Below are 24,865 nucleotides of genomic sequence, written 5' to 3' on the forward strand. Positions count from 1 at the left end.
GGTCACCGACATTTTGGATATGGCGACGCTGATGCGCCGCGAGACGCTTGAGACGCCAGAGCGCATCGCCGAGATGCTGACGCGCAACGCCGGCTCCTATGCCGCGCTGGGCGCCCGGTTGCGGGCCAGCCCGCCGCCGGTCGTCGTCACCTGCGCCCGCGGATCGTCGGATCATGCCGCGACCTACGGCAAATATCTGATCGAGACATTGGTCGGCGTGCCGGTCGCATCCGCCGCCCCTTCCGTCGCCTCGGTCTTCGACGCCGATGTGTCGGCCGCCCGTGCGCTGGTGCTGGCGGTGTCGCAGTCGGGCCGCAGTCCCGACCTGCTGGCCAGCGTCGGCGCCTATGCCGGGTCCGGCGCGCTGGTCGCGGCACTGGTCAATGACGAGACGTCGCCGCTTGCCGAGCGCGTCGATGTCGCACTGCCGCTCGCCGCCGGGCCGGAGACGTCGGTCGCCGCCACCAAGTCCTGCATCGCCGCGATGGTCGGACTGGCCGCGATCACTGCCGCCTGGAGCGAGGATGCCATCCTGGCGGACGCGCTGGCCGCGCTGCCGCAGGCGCTGGACCGTGCGGTCAATGCCGACTGGAGCGCGGCGATCGAACCGCTCAGGGACGTCAGCCAGATGTTCGTGATCGGGCGCGGCTACGGCTTCGGCATCGCCCAGGAATGCGCGCTGAAGTTCAAGGAAACCTGCGCGATCCAGGCCGAGCCGTTCAGCGCCGCCGAAGTGCGCCACGGCCCGATGGCGATCGTCCGCGATGGCTTTCCCGTGCTCGCGCTCGCGACGTCGGACAGCGCCGGGGACGACGTGGAGCTGGTCGCCAGCGAGTTTGCCGGGCGCGGCGCATCGGTGCTGCTCGCCCATGCCGGCAAGGCGGGCCTCCTGCCAGCCGAGGCCGCGCATCCCGCGATCGAACCGATCCTGATGCTCGCCAGCTTCTACGGCCTGGTCGAACAGCTTGCCCGCGCACGCGGCCGCAATCCCGATCAGCCGCCCTTCCTGTCGAAAGTGACGCGCACGCTATGACGATCCTGCGCTTCACCGGCGGCAAGGTGCTGGCGGCCGATACGGTCTGGACGGGTTGCGAGATCCTCGTCGACGGGAGCCGTATCGTGTCGGTGACACCGGTCGACGGTGACGGCGGGATCGACCTTGCCGGCGGCTGGCTGATGCCGGGCTTCATCGACACCCAGGTCAACGGCGGCGGCGGCGTGCTGCTGAACAACGACCTGAGCGTGGCGGCGGTAGCGACGATCGCCGATGCCCATGCCGCCTATGGCACGACCGCGCTGCTGCCGACGCTGATCAGCGAGACGCCCGATCTGGTCGCCGCGGCGATGGACGTGACCGACGCAGCGATCCGTGCGGGGGTTCCCGGCGTGGTCGGCGTGCATATTGAAGGGCCGGTGCTCAATCCGTTGCGCAAGGGCATTCACGACGCCGACCGCTTCCGCCGGCTGGACGACGAGATGCTGGCGATCCTAACGCGCCCGCACGCCGGCAAGGTGATGGTGACGCTGGCGCCCGAGCGTACCGATCCGGCGGCCATCGCCACGCTGGTCGCGGCCGGGGTGATCGTCAGTGCCGGCCATACCGAAGCGTCCTATGACGAGACGCTGGCGGCGCTGGACGCAGGACTCAGCGGCATCACCCATCTGTTCAACGCGATGCCGGCGATGCAGCAGCGCAATCCCGGCATCGTCGGCGCCGCGCTCGACGATCCGCGGCCGTGGTGCGGGATCATCGTCGACGGGGTCCATGTCGACCCGGCGGTGCTGCGCATCGCCATCGCCGCGCGCGGGGCGGACCGCATGATGCTGGTCACCGACGCGATGTCGTCGGTCGGCGCAACGAACAAGGATTTCGTGCTGCAAGGGCGCCACATCCGCGTCGCGGACGGCATCTGCCGGTTCGAGGACGGGACGCTCGCCGGCTCCGATCTCGACATGGCCGCCGCCGTCGCCAACAGCGTCCGCGATCTGGCGCTGACACCGGCGACCGCGTCGCGGATGGCATCGGCCAACCCGGCGGCATTCCTTGGCCTCGCCCATGAGCGCGGCGCGATCGCGCCGGGCTTGCGTGCCGACCTCGTGCAACTCGACGCCGACTTCGCGCACGTCGCGACCTGGATCGGCGGGACGCAGCTCGCGTGAGGGTTGCGCGGCGGGATCTGCTGGCCGGCGTCGGCGCTGCAGCGCTGGTTCCCGCCATCGGTGATGCCGCGGTTGCCGCCGCACCTTCCCCGGACTGGCCGCAGGGGCCGCTCGCCGCGATCGACGGCCTGCCGCCGCGCCTGCCGGTGACCGATCCGGGCCGCTCCTCGCTCGACAGCGGCTGGCTGTTCCACGAAGGCGACATCATCGTCGCGCCGCCCGCGACGCACAACGACACCTATCTCAGCACGAAGGCCGGCAACGCCGCCGGCGCCGCTGCGGTCGACCACGACGACAGCGATTGGCAGGCGGTCACGCTGCCGCACGACTGGGCATCGCACCAGCCGTTCGTTGAGAGCGCCAACCCCAGCCAGGGCTATCGCCCGCGCGGGATCGGCTGGTATCGCCGCACGCTGCGGCTCGACGCGGCCGACCGTGGCAAGCGGATCGCCCTCCAGTTCGACGGCATCGCGACCAACGCAACGATCTGGGTCAACGGCACCGTCGTCGCGCACAGCTGGTCGGGCTATTCGAGCGTCCTGATCGACCTCACCCCGTTCGCGCGCTTCGGGGCGCAGGACAATGTCATCGCGATCCGCGTCGATGCGACCGCGATGGAGGGGTGGTGGTACGAGGGCGCCGGGCTGTACCGCCACGCCTGGCTGTCGCGCCGCGCGGGTGTGTCGATCGCCGAGGACGGGGTGCATTGCGATCCTCGGAAGGACGATGCGGGCTGGAGCGTGCCGGTCGCGGTGACGCTGACGAATATCGAACGCGCGACGGTCGGCGCGACCTGCGAGGCGCTGCTGCTCGACCCCGCCGGCCGCATGGTCGCGCGGGCGACGGTCGATATCGCGGTCGATCCGCTGATCGAAGTCACGGCGAGCCTGACCCTCCCCGCGTCGAACCCCCAACTCTGGTCGGTCGAGCAGCCGAGGCTCTACACCGTCATCACCCGCGTGCTGCGGGACGGCGTCGCGGTGGACGAGCGCCGCACCGCCATCGGCTTTCGGACCATCCGCTTCGACGCCGCCCGCGGGTTCTTCCTCAACGACCAGCCTGTGAAGCTGAAGGGCGTGTGCATCCATCAGGATCACGCCGGGGTCGGCGTGGCGGTGCCCGATGCGCTGATCCACTGGCGGCTGGTGCAACTGAAGGCCTTGGGCTGCAACGCGATCCGCTGTTCGCACCACGCGCCCGCCGCCGAACTGCTCGATTATGCCGACCGGCTGGGTTTCCTCGTGATGGACGAGAACCGGGTGTTCAACCCGTCGCCCGACTATCTCGCGCAGCTGGAATGGATGGTGCGGCGCGACCGCAATCACCCGAGCGTCATCCTGTGGTCGGTGTTCAACGAGGAACCGATGCAGGGGACCGAGGCGGGGGTGGAGATGGTCCGCCGCATGGCCGCCGCGGTTCACCGGCTCGACGCCTCGCGCCCCGTCACGGCGGCGATGAACGGCAGCTTCTACGATCCCGCCAATGTCTCGACGGTCGTCGACGTGATGGGGTTCAACTATTATCAGCGCGACTATGACCGCTTCCACCGGCTGAACCCGGCCAAGCCGATCACCAGTTCGGAAGACACCAGCGCCTTCGAGACGCGCGGCGCCTTCCGCACCGATCCCGCGGCGCATGTCATCACCAGCTACGACACCGCCGCCGCCGACTGGGGCGCGACGCATCGCGCGTCCTGGGCGGCGATCGTCCAGCGCCCGTTCGTCGCGGGCGGCTTCGTGTGGACCGGTTTCGATTATCATGGCGAGCCGACGCCGCATGCGTGGCCGACGATCTCCAGCTTCTTCGGCATCCTCGACCTCTGCGGCTTCCCCAAGACCGCCGCCGGCATCCGCCGCGCACAGTGGATCGACACCCACGCCGTCGTCGCCATCGCGCCGCACTGGACATGGCCGGGACGCGAGGGCGAGGCGGTCCCGGTCCATGTCTCGTCCAATGCCGAGACGATCGAACTGCGCCTGAACGGCCGTTCGCTCGGCCGCCAGGCGGCGGATCGGGTGATGGGGAACGACTGGAGTGTGCCCTATGCGCCCGGCCGGATCGAGGCGGTGGCCTATCGCGACGGGCGCGTGGTCGCCCGCACGGCGCACGAGACTGCCGGCCCACCGGTCGCGCTGCGCCTGACGCCGGCGCGTACGGTGATGGCGGCGGACGGCGTCGATGCGCAGCCGGTGACGGTCGACGCGATCGATGCGCGCGGAAGGCATGTCCCGACCGCGAACCTGCCCGTCCGCTTCACCATGACAAGCGCGACGATCATCGGCCTCGGCAACGGCGATCCGAACAGCCATGAGAGCGAGAAGGGCGATGCGCGCTCGCTGTTCAACGGTCTCGCGCAGGTCATCCTGCAATCCGGTACCGCGCGCGGACGCATCACGCTGACCGCGACCGCACCGGGGATGAAGCCCGCGACGCTTCGCCTCGACGCCATCGCCGCGCCTGCCCGTACCGTCGAACCCGCGGTCGCCGCCAAACAGGCGATCGAGGGCTGGCGCCGCTCGCCCGCAACGCCGAACCGCCCCGACCCTGCCACCGCACCGGCGGCGGGCGACAATAACCTTTGGGCCTTCGTCCGCGCCGGCACGCCGACACCGGCCGAGCCGACCGACGGCTGGCGCATTTATCGCGCGCGCATCACGCCACGGCGGCGGATTGCGGCGGCGGGTGGCACCATCCGCTTCGCCGCCGTCGCTGGTCGCGCCGAACTGTGGGTCGACGGGGTCAAGCTGGCGGACAAGCCGACCGCATCCACGGGACCGATCGCGGCGCGCATCCCCGCCGGGACGGGGGCACGTACGGTGCTGCTGCTGGTCGAGGCAGCGGCGGGAGTGGAATCGGGATTGGTCGGACGCGTGGGGGTAGAGGCATGACGGACACGGGCGGCATGGTGCTGAGCGCACCGATGGCAGGCTGGGCGATGCCGCTCGCCGACGTGCCCGATGCGGTCTTCGCGCAGGGCATGATGGGCAGCGGCGTCGCGATCGATCCGGTCGATGGCGTGCTTCATGCGCCGTGCGATGCGACCGTCACCAGCATCCATGCCGCGCGCCACGCGGTCGCGCTGACCACCGACGACGGTGCCGAGCTGTTGCTCCACATCGGCATCGACAGCGTCGCGATGGGCGGCGAGGGCTTCGAGGCTTTGGTCGCGCCGGCCACGCGCGTCGCGGCCGGCACGCCGCTCATCCGCTTCGACCTCGACCTGCTCGCCCGCCGCGCCAGCGCCACCGCGACGCCGGTGCTCGTCGTGGGCGAAGGCTTTGTCGCGACCCCGATCGCGACCGGCCGGATAGTCGCGATCGGCGAGCCGTTGCTGTCGATCACGCGCGTTGCCGATACGGCCGCTCCGGCGCCGAGCGCGAACGGCAACGCCGGCCGCTGGGAAAGCCTGACCGTCGCGCTCCCGCACGGCCTCCACGCCCGCCCCGCCGCGCGCATCGCCGCTGCGGTGCGCGGACGCGACGCGGTCGTGACCTTGGTCTGCGGCGACAGGCGCGCATCGGCGCTCAGCATGACCGGGCTGCTCGGGATCGGCGCGGTGCATGGCGCGCACGTGTCGATCGAGGCGCAGGGGGCCGATGCGGACGCGGTAACCGCGGCCATCGTCGACATCCTGACCGCGACCAGCGAGCCCGACAGCGCACCGCCCCCGCCGCCCGCCCGGCCCCGCATCGCCGTCGCCGAGCTGGAGCCCGGTGTCATCGCTGGCGTGGGCGCCGTACCCGGCGTCGCGATCGGCACGGTTCGCTGGCTGCGCGCCGCCGAGATCGTCGCTCCGCCGGGCAGCGGCAATAGTGCGGCCGAGCGTGATGCGCTGGCCCGCGGGCTCGATCGGCTGCGTGCGGAGCTGGAGGGCGGGCACGGCGTGATGGCCGCGCACCGCGCCATGCTCGAAGACCCCGACCTGCTGATGGCGTTCGACACCGCCGTCGCCGACGGGCGCGGTGCTGCCGAGGCTGCCCTGTCCGTCACGCGCGCGCAGGCCGCGGCGCTGGCCGCCAACAGCGACCCGCGGCTGGCCGAGCGCGCCGACGACCTGCGCGACATCGGCCAGCGACTGGCCAGCGCGATCCTTGGCACGACGCCGGAAGCCTTCACGGTCTGCGGCGACGAGATCCTCCTAGCCGACGACCTGCTGCCCTCGCAGCTTGCGGCGCTGGTCGGTATGCCGGCCGGCATCGCCATCGTCCGCGGCGGGCCGACATCGCATGTCGCGATCATGGCGGCGGCGCGCGGCATCCCGATGGTGGTCGCTCTCGGCCAGGCGGTCGCCGACCTGACCGATGGCGCCACGCTGATCGTCGATGGCGACGCCGGCACCGTCCATCTCGCTCCGGATGACGCGGCGCTCACCCGTGCCCGCACCCGGATCGCGACGTCGGCGGAGGCAATCCGCGTCGCGCGTGAAGGGGCAGATGGCCGTCCCGCCACCACCAGCGACGGTCACGAGATCGCGGTGTGCGTCAATCTGGGCGACGCCATCGAAGCCGCCGCGGCCATCGCCGATGGAGCCGAGGGCTGCGGCCTGTTGCGCACCGAACTGCTGTTCCTCGACCGCCCGACGCCGCCGACCCGCGACGAACAGGCCGCGACCTATCGCGCGATCGCCACGGCAATGGCGGGGCGTCCGCTGACCATCCGGTTGCTCGACATCGGCGGCGACAAGCCCGCCCCCTATCTGGCGATCCCGGCGGAGGAGAATCCGGCGCTTGGCCTGCGCGGCATCCGCGTCGCGCTCGCGCATCCCGATGTGCTGGAGGCGCAGGTCGCGGCGATCCTCGATGCGGCGGACGCCGGCCCGGTCAAGATCATGGTGCCGATGGTCGCCAGTCTGGCCGAAGTCATGGCGGTCCGCGCGGTCGTCGACCGGTTGCGCGGTGACCGGCAGGTGTCGATCGGCGCGATGGTCGAAACGCCCGCCGCCGCCATTGCCGCGGACCTGATCGCGCAAGCCTGCGACTTCCTGTCGATCGGCACCAACGACCTCACACAATATGCTCTGGCGATGGACCGCGGGAATGCCGCAGTCGCCGGCGGGATCGACGGGCTTCACCCCGCCGTCCTGCGCCTGATCGCGGCGACCTGCGAAGGGGCCGCGCGACACAAGGTGCCGGTCGGCGTGTGCGGCGGGATGGCCGCCGATCCGCTCGCCGCGCCGATCCTGATCGGGCTGGGCGTCGTATCGCTGTCGGTGCCACCCGCGCGCGTCGTCGCCACCCGCGCTCTCGTCGCCGGCCTGTCGCACGCCGCCGCGCGCGCCCATGCCGCCACCGCCCAGACCCTGACGTCTGCCGCCGAGGTCCGCGCGCTCGCCCGCGCCTTTGCCCAAGGGAACGCCGCATGAAATCGCCGATGGCCTTCCTCCAACCGCTCGGTCGCGCGCTGATGCTGCCGATTGCAGTCCTGCCGGTCGCGGGGCTGATGCTCCGGCTCGGTCAGCCCGACCTGCTCGATATCGCATTCCTGGGTGCGGCGGGCGATGCGGTCTTCGCGCATCTCGGCCTGCTCTTCGCGGTCGGCGTCGCGACCGGCTTCGCCCGCGACGGCAATGGCGCGGCGGCGCTGGCGGGCATTACCTGCTACCTGGTCAGCGACAATGGCGCGCAGGTGTTCCTGATCGTCCCCGCCGACGTGATGGCCGGCGTGCCGGAGGGGGCGCAGGGCTTGGTCACCGCAGCGTGGAAGGCCGCCGCGATCGCCAAGCTGCAGGTGCCGATCGGCATCGCCGCGGGCCTGATCGGCGGACTGTTCTACAATCGCTTCGCGACCTTCAAGCTGCCCGACTATCTCGCCTTCTTCGGCGGGCGGCGGTTCGTGCCGATCGTGTCGGGTGTCGCCGGCCTGGCCATCGCGCTGCTGCTCGGCACGACCTATTCGGCCGTCAATGCGGGCGTCGACGCGCTCAGCACCGGCGTCGTCGCCGCGGGCGGCTGGGGGCTGTTCGCGTTCGGCGTGCTCAACCGCCTGCTGATCGTCACCGGGCTGCATCACATCCTGAACAACATCGCCTATTTCGTCGTCGGCGAATATGCCGGCAAGACCGGCGACCTCAGCCGCTTCTTCGCGGGCGATCCGACCGCGGGCGGGTTCATGTCGGGCTTCTTCCCGGTCATGATGTTCGGCCTGCCCGCCGCGTGCCTGGCGATGTACCACACCAGCCGCCCCGATCGGCGCAAGGCGGTCGGCGGCATGCTCTTCAGCCTGGCGCTGACGTCGTTCCTGACCGGCGTGACCGAGCCGATCGAGTTCAGCTTCATGTTCCTCGCCCCCGCGCTCTACGCGCTCCACGCCGTGCTGACGGGCGCGGCGGAGGCGATCATGCACGCGCTGGGCGTCCGGCTCGGCTACGGCTTCTCCGCCGGGCTGTTCGACTATGTGCTGAACTATGGCCGCGCGACCAGGCCGCTGCTGCTGATCCCGGTCGGCCTCGCCTATGCCGCGATCTACTACACGCTGTTCCGCTGGGCGATCGTCCGCTTCAACCTGCCGACGCCGGGGCGTGAGAGCGACGACGTGCCGGTGCCCTCGACCGCGCCGGTGACGGCAGACGCCCGCGCGACAGCCTATGTCGCGGCGCTGGGCGGCGGAGCGAACCTGCGCACCATCGACGCCTGCACCACCCGCCTGCGCCTGGAGGTCGTCGATTCGTCGAAGGTCGACGAGGCCGCGCTGAAGGGGCTGGGTGCGCGCGGCGTGCTGCGGCCGTCGGCCACCGCGGTGCAGGTCGTCGTCGGCGGCATTGCCGATGGGCTGGCGATGGACATGCGCGCCGCGGTCGACGGCGGGTTCAGCGTCGCGACGCCCGTCGCTGTCGTCAAGGCGGTCGATGAGCCCGCCCTTCCCGCTGCGCTCGTCACCGCACTGGGCGGCGCCGGGAACATCGGCCGCGTCAGCCGCAAGCCCGGTCGTATCCGGGTCGAACTGACGGATGCCGCGCCCGTGGATAGCATCGATATGCCGGGCATCCGCAGCACCGTCCGTGTCGCACCCGGCGTCATCCACCTGCTGATCGACGATGCGTCCTTCGCCTGACCGCGCGGGTCAGCGATGCAACAATGACACACCCGGCGGACCATCGAATCTTACACAAGTAAAAACTTCTTTTGTGTCTGAAAGTACTGACCTATCCTACATTGGTATTATCGATCGATAGGGACCAGCGAACGTGGGATCGACAGGGCGCGACGCGGGACAGTTGATGTCGCCGGCGCGACGCGCGGCACTCCGCGCAGGCGCGCTACTCCCACTAATCGGCACGGCTATGTCCGCACGGGCCACCGCGCCCGTCGGTACCGTCATCGTCTCGACTTGGGATTTCGGCGCAGCCGCCAATGCCGCGGCGATCGCGACGCTGGGTAGCGGGGGCAGCCTGCTCGACGCGATCGAGGCGGGCGCGCGTGTTCCCGAAGCCGACCCAGCCAACCATTCGGTCGGCTATTCGGGCTATCCGGACCGCGACGGTATCGTCACGCTCGACGCGGTCATCATGGACGATGCTGGCCGCGTGGGCGCGGTCGCCGCCTTGCAGGACGTGATGCACGCCGTATCGGTCGCCCGCGCGGTGATGGAGCGGACGCCGCATACCTTCCTGGTCGGCGACGGTGCGACCCACTTTGCGCTGGCGAACGGCTTTCCCAAGCGCGACCTGCTGACGCCCGAGGCGCGCGCGGCGTGGCAGGACTGGCTGAAGACCGCGAACTACAAGCCCGAAGCCAATATCGAGAATCGCATCGGCGGCACCGGCATCCGCGGCGACGCCCGCAATCACGATACCATTGGTATCATCGGCCGCGGCGGCGACGGACGCTTCGCCGGCGCCTGCACGACGTCGGGCATGGCGTTCAAGATGCACGGCCGCGTCGGCGATTCGCCGCAGGTCGGCTCGGGCCTGTTCGTCGAGGCTGGGGTGGGCGCCGCGACCGCGACCGGCGTGGGCGAGGAAGTGACCCGCATCGCGGGCACCGCACGCGTCGTCGCCTCGATGCGCGGCGGCCTGTCCGCGGACGCGGCCTGCCGTGAGGCCGTCGAGCATATCGCGCGCCTGCGCGGGGATGCCGTGAAGGATGCGCAGGTCGGCTTCCTCGCACTCGACCGCGACGGCTGCGTCGGCGCCTTCGCGCTGCAAAAGGGCTTCACCTACGCCGTAACCGACGCCGCCGGCCGCACCGACGTGCGCGCGGCGCCCAGCCTGCGCGGCTGACACCAAGAGATTCAAGCGCGCCGGGGAGAAAGAGCGCGCGAGAGGGGAATAAAAAGGGGACATCATGAAGACGAGTTTGACGCATTTGTTGATCACGACGGTGCTTGCCACCGGCGTTGCCGTTCCTGCGGCCGCGCAGACCGCGCCGGCATCGCAGACCGGAGATCCAGTCGCCGACGCCAAGCTGGAGGACACGCGCGCCCGCACGGGGACGACATCGTCCAGCGACGACACCGTCATCGTCACCGGCACGCGCATCCTGCGCCCGAACAACACGTCGGCCGCGCCGATCACCAGCGTCACCGCCGCCGAGATCCAGGCTCAGGGCGCGACGACGATCGAGGAAGTGCTGAACCGCCTGCCGCAGATCCAGGCGAACGCCGAACAGAATTATGCCGATTCGAGCGGCGGCCAGCGCATCAAGCTGCGCAGCCTGGGCTTCGAGCGCACGCTGGTCCTGATCGACGGCACCCGCATGGGCCTGACCAACCAGCAGGACACCGGCCTGATCCCGACCGCGCTCGTTGAGCGCGTCGACACGCTCAGCGGCGGTGCTTCGTCGGTCTACGGATCGGACGCGATCTCCGGCGTCGTCAACTTCGTGCTGAAGAAGAACTTCGACGGCATCCGCCTCGACGCCAACTACAGCTTCTATAATCACCAGAACCGCGCAGGTCCGGTGACCGAGGCCGCCGGGCGCTCGTTCTTTCCGGCGAACACGTCGATGGTCAACGACGGCGCGCGCGTGAACGCGACGCTGGCAGCGGGCAAGAACCTGTTCGACGACGCCGTGAACATCTCTGGCTTCGTAAATTATCGCCATTCGGACATCGTGCCGCTGCGTAACCGCTCCTATTCGGCGTGCGAAGTGACCCAGCCGACGCGTGACGGTGCGCTCGCCTGCTCGGTCGCCAGCTTCACACCGGCCGGCACGATCATCCCGTTGTCACCCCTGGCCGGCAGTTTCCAGAACCGCCAGCTGGTCAACGATCCCAACGGCACGCGCACCTTCGTGCCGATCAATTCGGGTCCGAACACCGCCGCCAACCCGTATGACGGTTTCAGCTTCCAGCGCGAATTCGAGCGAATCAACTACGGCGGCTTCCTCACCGCGAAGGTTTCCCGCGCACTCGAATTCTATGGCACCGCGCTCGTCTACCGCGACGAATCGCGCAATCCGGTTCTCGCGCGAACGCTGAACTTCGGCGCCTATGGCAGCACGCCCTATCAGGTCGCGTGCAACAACCCGTATCTGTCGGCGTCGCAGGCGACGACGTTGTGCGGGGCGTCGGCCGGAACGGCGACGACCGTGCCGATCGACGTGCGCTATCGTTTCGACGACAACGGCCCGGCCGACAGCCGTTTCGTGAACAAGGGCTATCGCTACACCGCGGGTGCCCGCGGTCGCCTGTTCGACGACGTGTGGAACTATGACGCCGTCGCCGTCCTGTCGCGCAACGAAGTCGTGTCGCGCGGCCAGACCTATGCCAATTTCGACAAGGTCAATCGTGCGCTCGATACGGTGCTGGTCAACGGCACGCCGACCTGCCGCTCGGTCGTCAACGGCACCGATCCGGCCTGCGTCCCCTTCAATGCCTTCGCGCCGTTCAGCGGCAGCCCGGCGCTGTCCGCCTATCTGTTCGGTGGCGGTACGTTCGATGTCGGCAACACGTCGGCGACCAGCGCCGCGCGGATGTTCCAGGGGCTGGTGTCCATCGGCGCCGATCTGGGCAAATATGGCATCACTTCGCCGCTCGCGACGCAGGGCATCGCCATAGCGTTCGGCGGCGAATATCGTGACGAAAAGCAGGTCAACCGCGCCGACGCAGCCTATCGCGCATTCTACGGCGGCACCGACCGTGTCTCCACGCAGAATGTCGTCGAAGGCAATGTCGAGCTTCAGGCGCCGCTGGTCGAGGACAAGAGCTGGACGAAGCTGCTCCAGCTCAACGCCGGCTATCGCCTGTCGAAGTATAACCGCCTCCAGGGCACGTTCAGCACCTGGAAAGTCGAGGGCATCTGGTCGCCTATCGCGGACATCGGCTTCCGCGGCGCGTTCAACAAGGCTCAGCGCGCGCCGACCGTGACGCAAGCGGCCTCGGCGGCGAACATCGAATATGTGAACGTCGGTTCGCGCAACGATCCATGCGCCTCGACCCCTAGCGCGTCGAACCCGAACGTGCTGGTTGCCCCGACCGCGACGCTGGTACAGTGCCGCGCGACGGGCCTGCCGGACAATTTGTACGGCAGCGCGACGCTCAGCTGCCCGGACGGCGCCTGCACGATCCGCAACGGCGGCTTCGGCCTGACGCCGGAAACGGCCTATACGAAGACGTTCGGCGTGATCCTGCGCCCGCGTTTCCTGCCAGGCCTGACCCTGTCGGCCGATCGCGTGCTCGTCGACCTGAAGGACTCGATCAACTATTATGCGGCCGCCGACTTCCTGAACGGCTGCCTCACGATCCAGAGCTCCTTCTACTGCCGCGGCGTGGTGCGTAATCCGGGCACTTTCACCCTGTTCAGCGCCGCCAACAGCAACCCGACCACCGGCTTCTTCGCACAGGGGCTGACCAACGGGTACAAGTCGGCGTTCCACGGCTGGGACTTCCAGGGCCAGTATGGCCTGGGCATCGGCGCCCTCGGCCGTCTGGACGCGTCGTTCGACGGGTCGCTCGCGACCAAGGTCGGCGGACAGGACGCCCCCGAACTCGCCGATCGCAACTGCGTCGGCTATTTCGGACAGTTCTGCGGCGAAAGCCTGCCGCGCTGGAAGCACAATGCGCGCGTGACGTGGTCGTCGCTCGATCGCTTCGCGAACGTATCGGTGGCCTGGCGGCATATCGCGTCGACGACGATCTCGTACAACGTCACCGACCCGACGGGCACGGGCATCCCGTTCACCGCATCGGATCGTCGCACGACCTATTTCCGGACGGGTACGTACGACTATTTCGACGTGGCGCTCGGCTTCGAGGTCGCGAAGCAGTTCTCGCTGCGCTTCTCGGTCAACAACATCTTCGACAAGGACCCGCCGCTGCTGCCGAACGCACGCAACGTGCTGGGCCTGCTGCGCAACAATACCCTGATGGGCTATGACCTGCTCGGCCGTCAGCTGGTGGCTGGCGCAACCGTCAACTTCTGATGACACGCGCTGGGCGACCGGCGTGATATGACCTGGCGGCCCGTCGCTCACCCGAGCGGCGGGCCGTTTTTTCCGATAGGCTCATGCGCATGACCACCCGCCGCCTCGTCTTCGCCCTCGACCTCGTCGCCGACGCTGCCCTCATCGCCGCCTATCGCGATCGCCATGCCGCGGGCGCGGTGTGGCCGGACGTTATCCGCGACATCCGGGATCGCGGATTTGTCGATATGGAGATTTGGCAGGTCGCCGACCGGCTGGTGATGATCGCCGAGGTTGCGGAGGACTTTCCGCGCGCCGCCGACCCCGCCTTGCAACCGATCGTCGCCGAATGGGAGGCGCAGATGGATACCTATCAGCGTCCGATCCGCGCGGGCGTCGACAAATGGTTGCCGATGGAGCGGATCTTCGCCCTCGCCGAACAATCCCGCTGACGGCCTTTCAGGATCAGTCGTCGACTTCGCGCTTCATGTGTAGATAGCCGGGATCGAAATCCCCGACGCTGGCGAGGCCCGCCCAGTCGAGGATCTTGAGCATATTACCCTCGGTCTGCACCAGCGACTGGCTGCGCAGTGCGCGCATCATGCGGTTCACATGGACGCCGGTCAGCCCGAGCGCCTCGCCGATATGCGTCTGGGTCAGGTTGAGCGGGAATTCGTACCGCGTCAGCCCGACCGCGAAGTGGCGGCAGGACAGTTCGCACAGCAGATGTGCGACCCGCGCCAGTGCGCCGCGCCGCCCGACGTTCAGCAGCCATTCCGACGCCACCTGCGCATCGACCACGCAGTCCCGCCAGAACGCCCGCGCCAGCGTCGCCGACCGCTCGCCTGCGCGACGGATGACGTCGTGGGGCACGAAATAGACCGTCGCCGTCATGGCCGACTGGAGCGGTGCCGTGACGACCGGAAGGACCGCCGAGTGCAGGTCGGCCATGTCCCCCGGGATATAGAAGGCCGTCAGCTGGCGATGCCCCTCCGACGTCTGGCCGAAGCGGGCGACGATGCCATCGACGACCAGACAGGATTGCTGCGTGCGCTCACCCAATCGGACGATGTCACGCGACGAGGCATAGCGACGCAGCGTGCCCGGGAAGGACAGGACGGTTTCGCGGTCGAAATTGGTCAGCGGAGATCTGAGCTCCAGTCGGCGCAGCCACAGCGCCAATGCCTCTTGCCCCTCGTTCATATCGGCCGGATAGACGAACGTTTCGGGATCGTGATTGATCGACATCATAGGCGATCCTCAGCCTGGGAAATGTCAATTTTAATGGCGCCGACCGGAGCTCCGCCCAAGCGATGGACGGCTAGGGAGAAGGTTCTCAGCCCCTTGGCCGCATGGGCCTGCTCCTTCAGCATTTCAGCCGCCGTATGCGCCGCTTCGCACATCGCATCGTCGTCGGACCCATGGTCGGATTCGATCGCCTCCGCAGCCAGACCGTCATTGTCCCCGAACTGAAAGCGGTATCGTTCCATGCGACAGGCAACGTGCGAACTGTCGCTATGATCCCGATCAATCGGGTCGCCTGTGCCGGGAACGGTTGGACGATGCGCGACGTTCGCCGAATCCCGCCACCCCGGCCGGAATCGGAACCGCCATCATCGTGCTGCAACCGCCCCCGTCTTCCGCCTCGACCACCATCGTCCCGCCTGCCGCCGCAGTCGCCATCCAGCTGATCGAGGCCGACGCGCCGAAGGGCATTGTCTTCGTCGCGCGCGACCATAGCCGCGCCGATGCGGTCGCCGCACTCGTCCGCGCCTTCGCTCCCGATCGCCTGCTCGTCCATTATCCCGCCAGCGACGCCCTGCCCGGCGAGGCAGCGGGTGCCTCGGCCGCCAACATCGGCCTGCGTGTCTCCGCGCTCCATGCGCTGCACATCCGGGATGTGGCGGCCGGGGCGATCCTGATCCTGCCGGTCGCCGCGACTCTGGAGCGCGTCGCGTCGGCCGAAGCCTTCGACGCCGAACCGCCTCTGCTGACGATCGGCCAGACGATCGATGGCGAGGCGTTCCGTGCCCTGCTGGAAGAGATCGGCTACCGCGACGACGATCGGGTCGACGAACCCGGCGAATATGCGGTGCGCGGACGGGTCGTCGATGTCTATCCGGTCGACGCCGCCGGGCCGGCGCGCATCACGCTGGACGACGAGGGGCGGATCGCGGGCATCGATTGGTACGACGCGCTGACCCAGCGCAGCACCGCTGCCTGCGAGCGGCTGGCGATCGGGCGGGCGGCCGAACCGACGGCGGAGCGCAACGCCACGCTGCTCGACCATCTGCCCGGTGCCGCGGTGATGCTCGATACCGGCGTCGAGGACCGACGCGCACGTCTCGCAACGCTGGCGGCGGAAACGCTGCGCGCCAAGGCCGCGACCGTCGATGCGAAGGACTGGGACGCCGCGCTGTCGGCCCGCCCGTCCATTGCGCTGACCGCCGCCGACACCACGCCGCCCCCGCGCTTCGTCGAGCGCAAGGACCCAACCGCTGCCTTTGCCCGCTTCGCCAAGGCGGCGCTTGCCGAAGGCCCGCTGGTCATCGTCGGTGTCGAGCGCGACCTGCGCTTCCTGAAACCCCGCCTCGCCCGCCGGCTGAAGACCGAGATCGTCGACGCCGCCGACTGGTCCGTCGTCCAGACCGCCAAAGCCGGCACCGTCCTGGCGCTGACGGCCGTGCTGCCGCGCGGGCTGGTCGCGGGCAACGTCACCATCGTCGCTGCCGCCGACCTGCTGGGCGGGCGCGCGGGTCGCGACGACGGCGGTGCCGACGGGCTAGCGGCGCTATCGATGGGCGAAGTCGCGATCGGCGACGTCGTGGTCCACGAACGCTATGGCATCGGTCGCGTGCTTGGACTGGAATCGCTCACCGATGGCGATGAGGGCATCGTGTTGGACTATGCCCGCGGCGGACGACGCGTCGTCGCGCTGGCGGAGGCGGATATGCTGTGGCGCTATGGCGCGGACGGCGACGCGGTCGCGCTCGACAGCCTCGACGGATCGAGTTGGGACAAGCGCCGGGCCGAGATCGACCGCGCGGTCGCGGAAAGCGCGCGCGCGCTGGCCAAGGTCGCCGAGGAGCGCGCCGCGCGGACGACCGTCCCCGTCGTGCCGGACGCCGGGGCCTATGAAAAATTCGCCGCCGCCTTTCCCTTCACCGAAACACCGGATCAGGCGCGTGCGATCGCTGCGATCCGCGACGATCTCGCCTCGGGCAAGCCGATGGACCGGCTGATCGTCGGCGACGTCGGTTACGGCAAGACCGAAGTCGCGCTACGGGCCGCGGCAATGGTCGCGCTAGCCGGTCGGCAGGTGGTGGTTGCGGCGCCGACGACCGTGCTGGTCCGCCAGCATCTCGATACCTTCCGCAAGCGGTTCGAGGGCACGGGAATCGAGGTCGCGTCGCTGTCCCGCCTGTCAAGCACGGCGGAGGCGAAGCGGGTCAAGGCGGGCCTCGCCGACGGTTCGATCCGCATCGTCGTCGGCACCGCCGCGGTCGCCGGCAAGGGCGTGACCTTCGCCGACCTGGCCCTGGTCGCGATCGACGAGGAACAGCGCTTCGGCGCGGCGCAGAAGGCGAAGCTCAGCGGCCTGGGCGCCGGACATAGCCTGTTGCTCAGCGCGACCCCGATTCCCCGCACGTTGCAAAGCGCTTTGATCGGCCTGCAGGACGTGTCGGTCATCGCGACCCCGCCAGCGCGCCGCCAGCCGATCCGCACCGTCGTAAGCGAATTCGACGATGCGACCGTCCGTGCCGCGCTGCTCCGCGAAGAGGCGCGTGGTGGGCAAAGCTTTGTCGTCGTACCCCGGATCGAGGATATCGCCCCGCTGGAGGCGAAACTGCGCAAACTCGTCCCCGAACTCGGCCTGGTCGTCGCGCATGGCAAGCTGCCGGCCGCGGAGATCGACGAGGCGATGACCGGCTTCGCGAACGGCGACGGATCGGTGTTGCTGGCGACCAACATCATCGAGGCAGGGTTGGACGTGCCGCGCGCCAACACGATGATCGTCCACCGCGCCGACCGCTTCGGGCTCGCCCAGCTCCACCAGTTGCGCGGCCGGGTCGGGCGCGGCGGTCGGCGCGGGCAGATTCTGCTGACCACCGAAAGCGGCAAGACGATCGCTGATCGCACGGTGAAACGGCTTCAGACGCTTCAGGCCTTCGACCGCTTGGGCGCAGGCTTCGCGATCAGCGCGCAGGACCTCGACATGCGCGGGGCCGGCGACCTACTGGGCGAGGAACAGGCCGGTCACATGAAGCTGATCGGCGTCGACCTGTACCAGCACCTGCTGACCGGTGCGCTGCGCGCCGCACGCGGGGAATCCGCCGAGACGCCCCTGCCGGATCTGTCGCTGGGTCAAGCCGGGCATCTGCCCGACGATTGGATCCCGGAGGCGAGCGTCCGCCTGGCGCTCTACATGCGGCTGGTGCGGATCACCGAGCCGTCCGAACTCGACCGGTTCGAGGAGGAACTGGAGGATCGTTTCGGTCCTCTGCCCGCGCCTGCCGCGCGGCTGATCGAGTGGATGCGCATCCGCCTGCTCGCCCATGCGACCGGGGTCGCCGCGATTACCGCGGGTCCGGCGGCGATCGCGTTCACGCCGACCGATCGCAAGGCGGACTGGGCGGCAGCGGGCCTGACGGAGAAGGCCGGACGCTGGATCGACGCGACCGCGATCGCTGACGACGACGCGCGGCTGGAGCGTGTTCGGGAGGTGCTGGAGGCGTTGGCGGAAGGGTAGCCGCCCGCTCAGCGCGGATCGTCGCCCTTCAGATGCTGCTTCAGCGCCACCCGCCGGTCGCTGCGGGCCAGGGCATGCGGATCGACCGCTTCGGCGCGTGCGACCAGCCCCTCGATCTCACCGAGCAGTTCGGTCATCAGCGCGTGGCGCCGCAGTGTCGGCGCGGTCGCCGCTTCGTCGAGATAATTGTCGATCAGCTCGGGCACCCGCCGCTCGAGCTTGATGCGCAGCTCGCCGAAGTCGGAAAAGGGATCGGCCGCCTCACCGCGTGCAAGCAACAGGTCGTGCCGTCGACGCAGCGCCGTCACGCGCCCGCGCGTCAGGATGCCCGCCGCCCCGGTCAGCCGAGTCCAGGCGACTTCGCCCGCCGGTCGCGTCGCGGCGCGGCCCGGCGTCTTGCCGGTGCCTACTACCGCCAGCAGGAATGCGAGGACCAGCGCGACAATGATCGCCAGTCGCGGGGCAACGCCGCCCTCCTCGATCATCAGTGCCGCCGCGGTCAGCGCGACCGGGGCCGCGACGACGATCCGCCGCGGAGCCGCCGCCAGCGCGATGATCGTGCACATCGCGAGCAGGACGACGAAGATCGCGGCGATCATCCGCCCTTGCGCTCCAGCAGGTCCTTCAACCCGGCGAGCGCACCGGCGGGCTTGGCTTCCTTTTCAGTCTTCACCCCGGCCTCGCGCAGCGCCGCCTCGGCACCCGGTGCCCGCGGATAGGGATCGATCGCCAGTGCCAGCGTCTCCGCTGCCGCTTCGCCCAGGTCGATCGCGGAACCGGCGTAGAACATCGTGTCCATATCGCCTTCGTCCAGTTCGACCTCGTCGGGCAGCTCGCCGTCGCGTTCGGGGAGGAATCGGATGTCGAAGGGGATGTCGATCGTCGAAGGTACGGGTTCGCCGGTCGCGGTGCAGGCCTGCACCACGTCCGCCTGCAACCGGCCCGATGCGATGATGCCGGCGGCATCGCGGCGCAGCGTGTAATCCGCCTCCAGCCGATCGAGCGACGACAGGCCGAACCGCCCGGCGAGCTTGCGGCGCTCCTCCGCCTCCGCCGCGATCTGGACCGCGATGCTGCCCTCGCCGATCGTGTCGAGCCGGCGCGGGCGCGAGAATTCGGGCGATGCGCTCACGGCAGCTGCCCCGCCTTCAGCGCATCGAGCGGCGTTTTGGCAAGCGCTGCGTGGAGCGTCATCAGCCGCCCACGGACATGCGCCAGCGCCGCGTCGCCGGGATGCGCGTCGCGGTAGAGGTTGCGCAGCAGCGCGCGGTCGATCGATCCGCTCGTCAGACCGTCACGATACGCCCCCAGCCGCCCGCCGAGCATCGACATCATCTTGCCGACATGCTTGCCGACGACGATGTCGCCGATGCCGATCTCGCGCAGCTGCGGGTCCATGTCGTCGACGAACCGTTCGGCCAGCGCGACGCCGAACGCTTCCGCGCCCGGCTCCGCCTCGACGCGCAGCAGCACGATGCTCAGGATCGCCGCGATCATGTCGAAGCGGCCGTCGATCGTGTCGGCGACGCCGCCGGTCACATACCAATGCTCCGCACGCGCACGCTCGACGATCGCGCGGTAGAGGGCCGCGGCTTCGTCCTTGCGTCCGAACAGGCGTTCGAAAAATGCCAAACCATATCCCCAGACTTCAGGCTGCCGCGCGGCGCTTGTCGCGCGGCCTTCCCGCGCATATTGAGGCGATCGGGCGCGGTTGCAACGCTTCGGCCCCAGTATGACAATGCGCTGAGCGCCGGAGACCCGAATGTTCCGTCCCCTTGCCCTGATGCTTCTGTGCGGCGTCGCCGTATCGGCCTGTACGCCGCTGCGTGGTCACCAGGGCTATGTGGTCGATGCCGACCTGGTCAATTCGATCCAGCCCGGCGTCGACAATCGCCAGTCGGTCCAGCAGGTGCTGGGCCTGCCGACGCTGGCCGGCCAGTTCAATCAGGGCGACTGGTATTATGTCGCCCGCGACACCCGCAACTTCGCGTTCAACAATCCGAAGCCCGTCCAGCAGTCGACATTGCGCGTGCGCTTCAATGATGCCGGCGTCGTGACCGCGATCGACCGGATGGGGCTGGAGCAGATCGCATCGATCTCGCCAAGCAAGAAGAAGACGCCGACGCTGGGTCGCGAGCGCGGCTTCTTCGCCGACCTGTTCGGCAACATCGGCACGGTCGGCGCGGCCGGGGCGCCTCCGGGCGGACCGCAGTAAAGCTGGACGCCTGTACGCCGCGCACGCAAACGGCCGCGTCGAGATAAGCGCCGACGCGGCCGGGTGCGTTTGCACGCACTGGTCCCGAAAGGGGAAGGACCTGGGTGCCGAACGCGCGATTCGGCAAATGGTTCGCGCAAAATTAACGCAATTCGAATCGCTGTGTTAGCGCCGCCCGGATACCGCCAAATCGGCTCCATGCTTGCGCTATGTTAAGATAATGCGGACAATACCTTCGTCGGATCGGCGGGGGGCTGCGATTTGGATTGGGGTGTCGTTTCGCCGATCGTGGCGACTGTGGCGCGTGAAGCGACGCTGTTCGCGGCGATCGGCATGTTCGTCGGCGGCATCGACGATCTGCTCGTCGATAGCATCTTCCTGATCAAGCGTGTCACGGGCTGGTGGCGCGGCGAGCGAACGCCGACCCTGGCCGACATGCGCCCGTCGGGCAAAAGGCTGGCGATCTTCATACCGGCATGGGACGAAGCAGCGGTGATCGGAGCGATGCTCGCCACGCTGTCGCAGCGGGTGGCGTCGGCTACGCTGACCGTCTTCGTTGGCACCTATCCCAATGATCCCGCGACAATCGCCGCGGTGACGCGAATGGCGGACCTCGACCCGCGCATTCGCCTGGTCGTGGGCAGCGCGCCGGGACCAACGACGAAGGCCGATTGCCTGAACAGCATCTGGCGAGCGTTGCTAGCGGAGGAAGCGGCATCGGGCACGCCGTTCGATGCCATCGTGCTGCATGATGCCGAGGACGTCGTTCACCCCGCCGAGATCGCCGTCATCGACCATTATCTGGACGAGTTCGCGGCGGTCCAACTGCCGGTCATCCCGCTGCCGCATGACGACGCCCCTCTGGTCGGCGGCACTTACCTCGACGAGTTCGCCGACGCGCACGGTCGTACTCTCGTCGTGCGCGGCGCGATCGGCGCGGGCCTGCCGTTCGCAGGCGTCGGCTGTGCCATCGCCCGGCCGGTGCTGGAGCGGATCGCCGCGGCTCGCGATGGCGACCCGTTCGATGCCGACAGCCTGACCGAGGACTATGAGCTAGGCCTGACCGTCGCGGCGATGGGTGGGCGGACACGATTCGCGCGCGTTCTCGAGCGGCCGGGCGGCCCGTTGATCGGGGTCCGTGCCTATTTTCCGAAGAACTTCGATGCGGCGACGCGGCAGAAGGCGCGGTGGATGCTTGGCATCGCACTGGCCGGATGGGATCGGACCGGCTGGGGACGGACGCGACACATCGGCGAATGGTGGATGCGGATGCGCGACCGCCGCGCGCCGATCGCTGCGATCGTCCTGCTGGCGGCCTATCTGGCGTTGGTGCTGGCTGCGGTTCAGTTTGTGTTCGGATTGCCGAACCCCGAACCGTCGCCGGAGATGTTCGCGCTGCTGGGTGTGACGACCGCCCTTCTGCTCATCCGGATCGTCGTGCGCGCTGCCTTCGTCTGGCGGCTTTACGGCGTGGCCGAGGCGTTACGATCGGTGCCGCGGATGCTGATCGGTAACATCGTCGCCATGGCATCCGCCCGGCTGGCGGTCCTGCGCTACATCCGCATGCTGCGGGGAACGCCGCTGCACTGGGACAAGACGATCCATCAATTCCCCGAAGCGGTGCCGCCGGTATGACACGGGGAAACGGTCGGGCGCTTCGGTTCGTCGGCGTCGTCACCGGAGGTTGGATCGCGATCCGGGTCGTGATGTTGTGGCCGCAGGACGGCACGGCCGCCGATGTCGTCCGCGATGTGATGCCGGTGCCGGTGCCGGTAGCAGCGAAGGCCGAACCGCGGATCACGTACCAAGCCCGCGGTGCAGAAAGCGTTCGTTGGACCGCCCGATCCGATCTTGCACGGGTCGGCACGGCGCCGAGACCGCGAACGGTCGCTGCCGAACCTAACTCGCCGCCTGCGACGTCGCCGAGCCTGGCCGCGCCACCGGTCGAACCGGAGCCGGTTTCAGCGTCGAGCCAGACGGCGGTCGCCGGGCCGCTTGCTCCCCTGCCCCCGGAGCGGAGCCGCAAGCGCCTGAGCGTCAGCGGGTGGCTGATCGCGCGGTCAGGAGCCTCCGGTGATGCCGGTCTGCTGGCACCGCAGCTGGGCGGTACGCAGGGCGGCGTGCGGGTCGACTATCATCTGGCGCACGGCATCGCCGCCACCGCACGCTTCGCGGCCTCGGCGGCGGGCGTGGGGCGGGAAGTGTCGATCGGGCTAGCCTGGCGCCGCAAGGGCGTGCCGATCCGCCTCGTCGCCGAACAGCGCATCGCCCTGGACGGTGCGCGCGGTGGGCCGTCGGTCGGGATCAGCGGCGGCGTCGACACGCTGCCGCTGCCCGCCGGCTTTCAGCTCGACGCCTATGGCCAGGCGGGGACGATCTTTCGCGGACCTGCCGAGCATTTCATCGACGGCAGCGCACGTGCCACGCATGGGGTCGGCGCCATCGGCAGGGTAACGCTCGACGCCGGCATCGGGACATGGGGCGCGGCCCAGCGCGGGGCGGCGCGACTCGATGTCGGCCCGAGCATCGGCGCGCGCATCCCGATCGGCGGCACGCGGTTGCGCCTCGTGATCGACTGGCGCCAGCGCATCGCGGGCCGTGCGCGGCCGGGATCTGGCCCGGCATTGACGCTGGGGACCGACTTCTGAGGTGTCATTCGGGGTTCGCCCCGTCGCGATTTCGGGCTATCCCGGCGGCGTGGACCTGTACCTGCCCATCGCCAACCTGTCGGTGAACGCCATCGTCATCGTCCTGCTGGGCGGCGGCGTGGGGTTGCTGTCGGGGATGTTCGGAGTGGGGGGCGGATTCCTGACCACACCGCTCCTGATCGTCTATGGCATCCCGCCCACCGTCGCCGCAGCGTCGGCCGCCAGCCAGGTGACAGGCGCCAGCGTATCAGGCGCGATGGCGCATTTCCGGCGCGGCGGGGTCGATACCGCGATGGGGACCGTGCTGGTCGCCGGCGGCATCCTGGGCTCGATTGCCGGCGCGGGCGTGTTCCGGCTGCTGCAAGCCAGCGGGCAGATCGATACAGTCATCGCGATCCTCTACGTCGTGCTGCTGGGGTCGATCGGCGGGCTGATGCTGCGCGAGGCGCTGGGCGCGATTGGAGCGGCCCGCGCCGGCCGGCCGCCGCGCCCCCGCAAGCGCCGCCACCACCCGCTCGTCGCCGCCCTGCCCCTGCGCTACCGCTTCTACGCCTCGGGCCTGTACATCTCGCCGCTTGCCCCGCTGCTGCTCGGCTTCGTGGTGGGCATGCTGACGGTACTGCTGGGCGTGGGCGGCGGGTTCATCCTGGTGCCGGCGATGCTCTATCTGCTCGGTATGTCGACGCAGGTCGTCGTCGGGACGTCGCTGTTCCAGATCGTGTTCGTCACCGCCGCCGCAACGCTCGTCCATTCGCTGACGACCAAGGCGGTCGACGTCGTGCTCGCCGCGCTGCTCCTGCTCGGCTCGGTCGCGGGGGCACAGGTCGGCGCGCGGTTCGCGCAGAAGATGAAGCCCGAATATCTCCGCCTCGCGCTCGCGGTGATGGTGCTGCTGGTCGCGGTGCGGATGCTGCTGGGTCTCGCTTGGCGGCCCGACGAAATCTACACGATAGCGACGTCGTGAAGGCACTGCTCGCCCTGCTGCTCGCGCCCCTGCTGCTGGGGGCGGCCAAGCCGGTGCTGGTGCCCGACGTGTCGCAGCGCGACATCGAGATCGCCTATTCCTTCACCGGCGCCGACCTGCTGCTGTTCGGCGCAATCCTTTACCCGCGTGGGGAAGCGCCCGACCCCGACCGCCCCGCCGACATCGTCGTCGTGGTGAAGGGGCCGGCGCAGTCGATCCTGGTGCGCGAGAAGGAGAAGGTCGCCGGCATCTGGGTCAATGCCGAGCGCATGCGCTACCGCTCCGCTCCCGGCTTCTACGCCATCGCCTCGTCCCGGCCGATCGACGCCCTGGTCGACGAGCGTACCCGCGCCATCTACGAACTGGGCCTCGCCAGCCTGCAACTGTCGCCGGCCAGCGGGGCGGTGGCGACCGACCAGGCGCGGTTCGACGCAGGACTGGTCGACCTGCTCCGGCGCAACGGCCTCTATTATGAGGACCCGAAGGCGGTCGAGATCACCGACGGCGTTCTCTACCGCGCCCGCGTCCGCATCCCGGCGCGCGTGCCGGTCGGGCGCTTCACCGCGGAAACCTTCCTGATCCAGGACGGCCGCGTGCTCGCCGCCGCGGTGCGCCAGATCGACATCCGCAAGTCCGGCTTCGAACGCTTCGTCGCACGGTCGGCCGATCAGCAGTCGCTGCTGTACGGCCTAGTCGCCGTCGCGCTGTCGCTGGCGTTCGGTTGGGGCGCCGGGGCCATCGCCCGCCGCGTGTAACTCCTGCTCGCGAGAAGGCGGCAAGCCCCAAGTC

Annotated in this window: 19 protein-coding genes; 14 read left to right on the forward strand and 5 right to left on the reverse strand. The window is 69.3% G+C overall.

All coding sequences use genetic code 11. The features are described 5' to 3' along the window. Positions 1-19 precede the first annotated feature (19 nt). From ACFSC3_RS19795 to ACFSC3_RS19830, 8 genes are all read left to right on the forward strand, one after another. Positions 20-1,033 carry an SIS domain-containing protein gene (locus ACFSC3_RS19795; RefSeq protein WP_380942024.1) on the forward strand — a complete coding sequence of 338 codons (1,014 nt, stop codon included), beginning with the start codon at positions 20-22 and terminating at the stop codon, positions 1,031-1,033. Then, a complete protein-coding gene (nagA, locus tag ACFSC3_RS19800; protein ID WP_380942026.1) occupies positions 1,030-2,160 on the forward strand; it encodes an N-acetylglucosamine-6-phosphate deacetylase in 1,131 nt (376 codons plus the stop codon). Before ACFSC3_RS19795 ends, nagA begins: the two co-directional genes overlap by 4 nt. After that, entirely contained in the window at positions 2,157-5,048 is a 2,892-nt protein-coding gene (gene galA, locus ACFSC3_RS19805) for a beta-galactosidase GalA (protein ID WP_380942028.1), read from the forward strand. Before nagA ends, galA begins: the two co-directional genes overlap by 4 nt. Next, entirely contained in the window at positions 5,045-7,522 is a 2,478-nt protein-coding gene (ptsP, locus tag ACFSC3_RS19810; protein ID WP_380942030.1) for a phosphoenolpyruvate--protein phosphotransferase, read from the forward strand. Before galA ends, ptsP begins: the two co-directional genes overlap by 4 nt. Continuing rightward, positions 7,519-9,210: an N-acetylglucosamine-specific PTS transporter subunit IIBC gene (gene nagE, locus ACFSC3_RS19815; RefSeq protein ID WP_380942032.1), complete on the forward strand. Its 1,692-nt coding sequence runs from the start codon at positions 7,519-7,521 to the stop codon at positions 9,208-9,210. The genes ptsP and nagE overlap by 4 nt, the downstream gene beginning before the upstream one ends. Positions 9,211-9,439: 229 nt before the next feature. After that, positions 9,440-10,378, forward strand: coding sequence for a glycosylasparaginase (locus ACFSC3_RS19820; protein ID WP_380942034.1), 939 nt, complete (start codon positions 9,440-9,442; stop codon positions 10,376-10,378). Positions 10,379-10,442: 64 nt separating this feature from the next. Next, the gene (locus ACFSC3_RS19825; RefSeq protein ID WP_380942036.1) at positions 10,443-13,520 is read left to right on the forward strand and encodes a TonB-dependent receptor plug domain-containing protein; all 3,078 of its coding nucleotides are present in this window, start codon (positions 10,443-10,445) and stop codon (positions 13,518-13,520) included. A gap of 89 nt (positions 13,521-13,609) precedes the next feature. Continuing rightward, positions 13,610-13,951 carry an L-rhamnose mutarotase gene (locus ACFSC3_RS19830; RefSeq protein ID WP_380942038.1) on the forward strand — a complete coding sequence of 114 codons (342 nt, stop codon included), beginning with the start codon at positions 13,610-13,612 and terminating at the stop codon, positions 13,949-13,951. Between the two features lie 13 nt (positions 13,952-13,964). Here ACFSC3_RS19830 and ACFSC3_RS19835 read toward each other — a convergent pair whose 3' ends face one another. Then, positions 13,965-14,750, reverse strand: a complete 786-nt coding sequence (locus ACFSC3_RS19835) for a Crp/Fnr family transcriptional regulator (RefSeq protein WP_380942040.1) — start codon at positions 14,748-14,750, stop codon at positions 13,965-13,967. Then, positions 14,747-14,989 (reverse strand): DUF6894 family protein, encoded by a 243-nt coding sequence (locus ACFSC3_RS19840; RefSeq protein WP_380942042.1) that lies wholly within the window; start codon positions 14,987-14,989, stop codon positions 14,747-14,749. Before ACFSC3_RS19840 ends, ACFSC3_RS19835 begins: the two co-directional genes overlap by 4 nt. A gap of 128 nt (positions 14,990-15,117) precedes the next feature. Here ACFSC3_RS19840 and ACFSC3_RS19845 point away from each other — a divergent pair, with 128 nt between their 5' ends. After that, positions 15,118-18,249: a helicase-related protein gene (locus ACFSC3_RS19845; RefSeq protein WP_380942044.1), complete on the forward strand. Its 3,132-nt coding sequence runs from the start codon at positions 15,118-15,120 to the stop codon at positions 18,247-18,249. A gap of 8 nt (positions 18,250-18,257) precedes the next feature. Here ACFSC3_RS19845 and ACFSC3_RS19850 read toward each other — a convergent pair whose 3' ends face one another. The 3 genes from ACFSC3_RS19850 to ACFSC3_RS19860 are packed head-to-tail and all read right to left on the reverse strand — an operon-like array spanning position 18,258 to position 19,881. Beyond that, a complete protein-coding gene (locus tag ACFSC3_RS19850) occupies positions 18,258-18,848 on the reverse strand; it encodes a hypothetical protein (RefSeq protein ID WP_380942046.1) in 591 nt (196 codons plus the stop codon). After that, the gene (locus ACFSC3_RS19855; RefSeq protein ID WP_380942048.1) at positions 18,845-19,381 is read right to left on the reverse strand and encodes a YceD family protein; all 537 of its coding nucleotides are present in this window, start codon (positions 19,379-19,381) and stop codon (positions 18,845-18,847) included. The genes ACFSC3_RS19850 and ACFSC3_RS19855 overlap by 4 nt, the downstream gene beginning before the upstream one ends. Then, complete coding sequence (locus ACFSC3_RS19860) at positions 19,378-19,881, reverse strand: ubiquinol-cytochrome C chaperone family protein (RefSeq protein ID WP_380942050.1); 504 nt, start codon at positions 19,879-19,881, stop codon at positions 19,378-19,380. The genes ACFSC3_RS19855 and ACFSC3_RS19860 overlap by 4 nt, the downstream gene beginning before the upstream one ends. Positions 19,882-20,011: 130 nt before the next feature. Between ACFSC3_RS19860 and ACFSC3_RS19865 the strand changes: the two genes are divergently transcribed. The 5 genes from ACFSC3_RS19865 to ACFSC3_RS19885 all read left to right on the forward strand — a co-directional run bounded on the left by ACFSC3_RS19865 (position 20,012) and on the right by ACFSC3_RS19885 (position 24,831). Next, positions 20,012-20,464 (forward strand): outer membrane protein assembly factor BamE, encoded by a 453-nt coding sequence (locus ACFSC3_RS19865; protein ID WP_380942052.1) that lies wholly within the window; start codon positions 20,012-20,014, stop codon positions 20,462-20,464. 297 nt (positions 20,465-20,761) lie between these two features. Further along, a complete protein-coding gene (locus tag ACFSC3_RS19870; RefSeq protein ID WP_380942054.1) occupies positions 20,762-22,099 on the forward strand; it encodes a glycosyl transferase family protein in 1,338 nt (445 codons plus the stop codon). After that, entirely contained in the window at positions 22,096-23,112 is a 1,017-nt protein-coding gene (locus tag ACFSC3_RS19875) for a hypothetical protein (protein WP_380942056.1), read from the forward strand. Before ACFSC3_RS19870 ends, ACFSC3_RS19875 begins: the two co-directional genes overlap by 4 nt. A gap of 49 nt (positions 23,113-23,161) precedes the next feature. Next, entirely contained in the window at positions 23,162-24,076 is a 915-nt protein-coding gene (locus ACFSC3_RS19880) for a sulfite exporter TauE/SafE family protein (RefSeq protein ID WP_380942058.1), read from the forward strand. Next, on the forward strand, positions 24,073-24,831 hold the full coding sequence (locus ACFSC3_RS19885; RefSeq protein ID WP_380942060.1) for a TIGR02186 family protein: 759 nt from the start codon (positions 24,073-24,075) through the stop codon (positions 24,829-24,831). The genes ACFSC3_RS19880 and ACFSC3_RS19885 overlap by 4 nt, the downstream gene beginning before the upstream one ends. The last annotated feature ends 34 nt before the right edge of the window (positions 24,832-24,865 follow it).

The sequence above is a fragment of the Sphingomonas floccifaciens genome (genome assembly GCF_042681125.1).
GTDB classification, from domain to species: Bacteria; Pseudomonadota; Alphaproteobacteria; order Sphingomonadales; family Sphingomonadaceae; genus Sphingomonas; species Sphingomonas floccifaciens.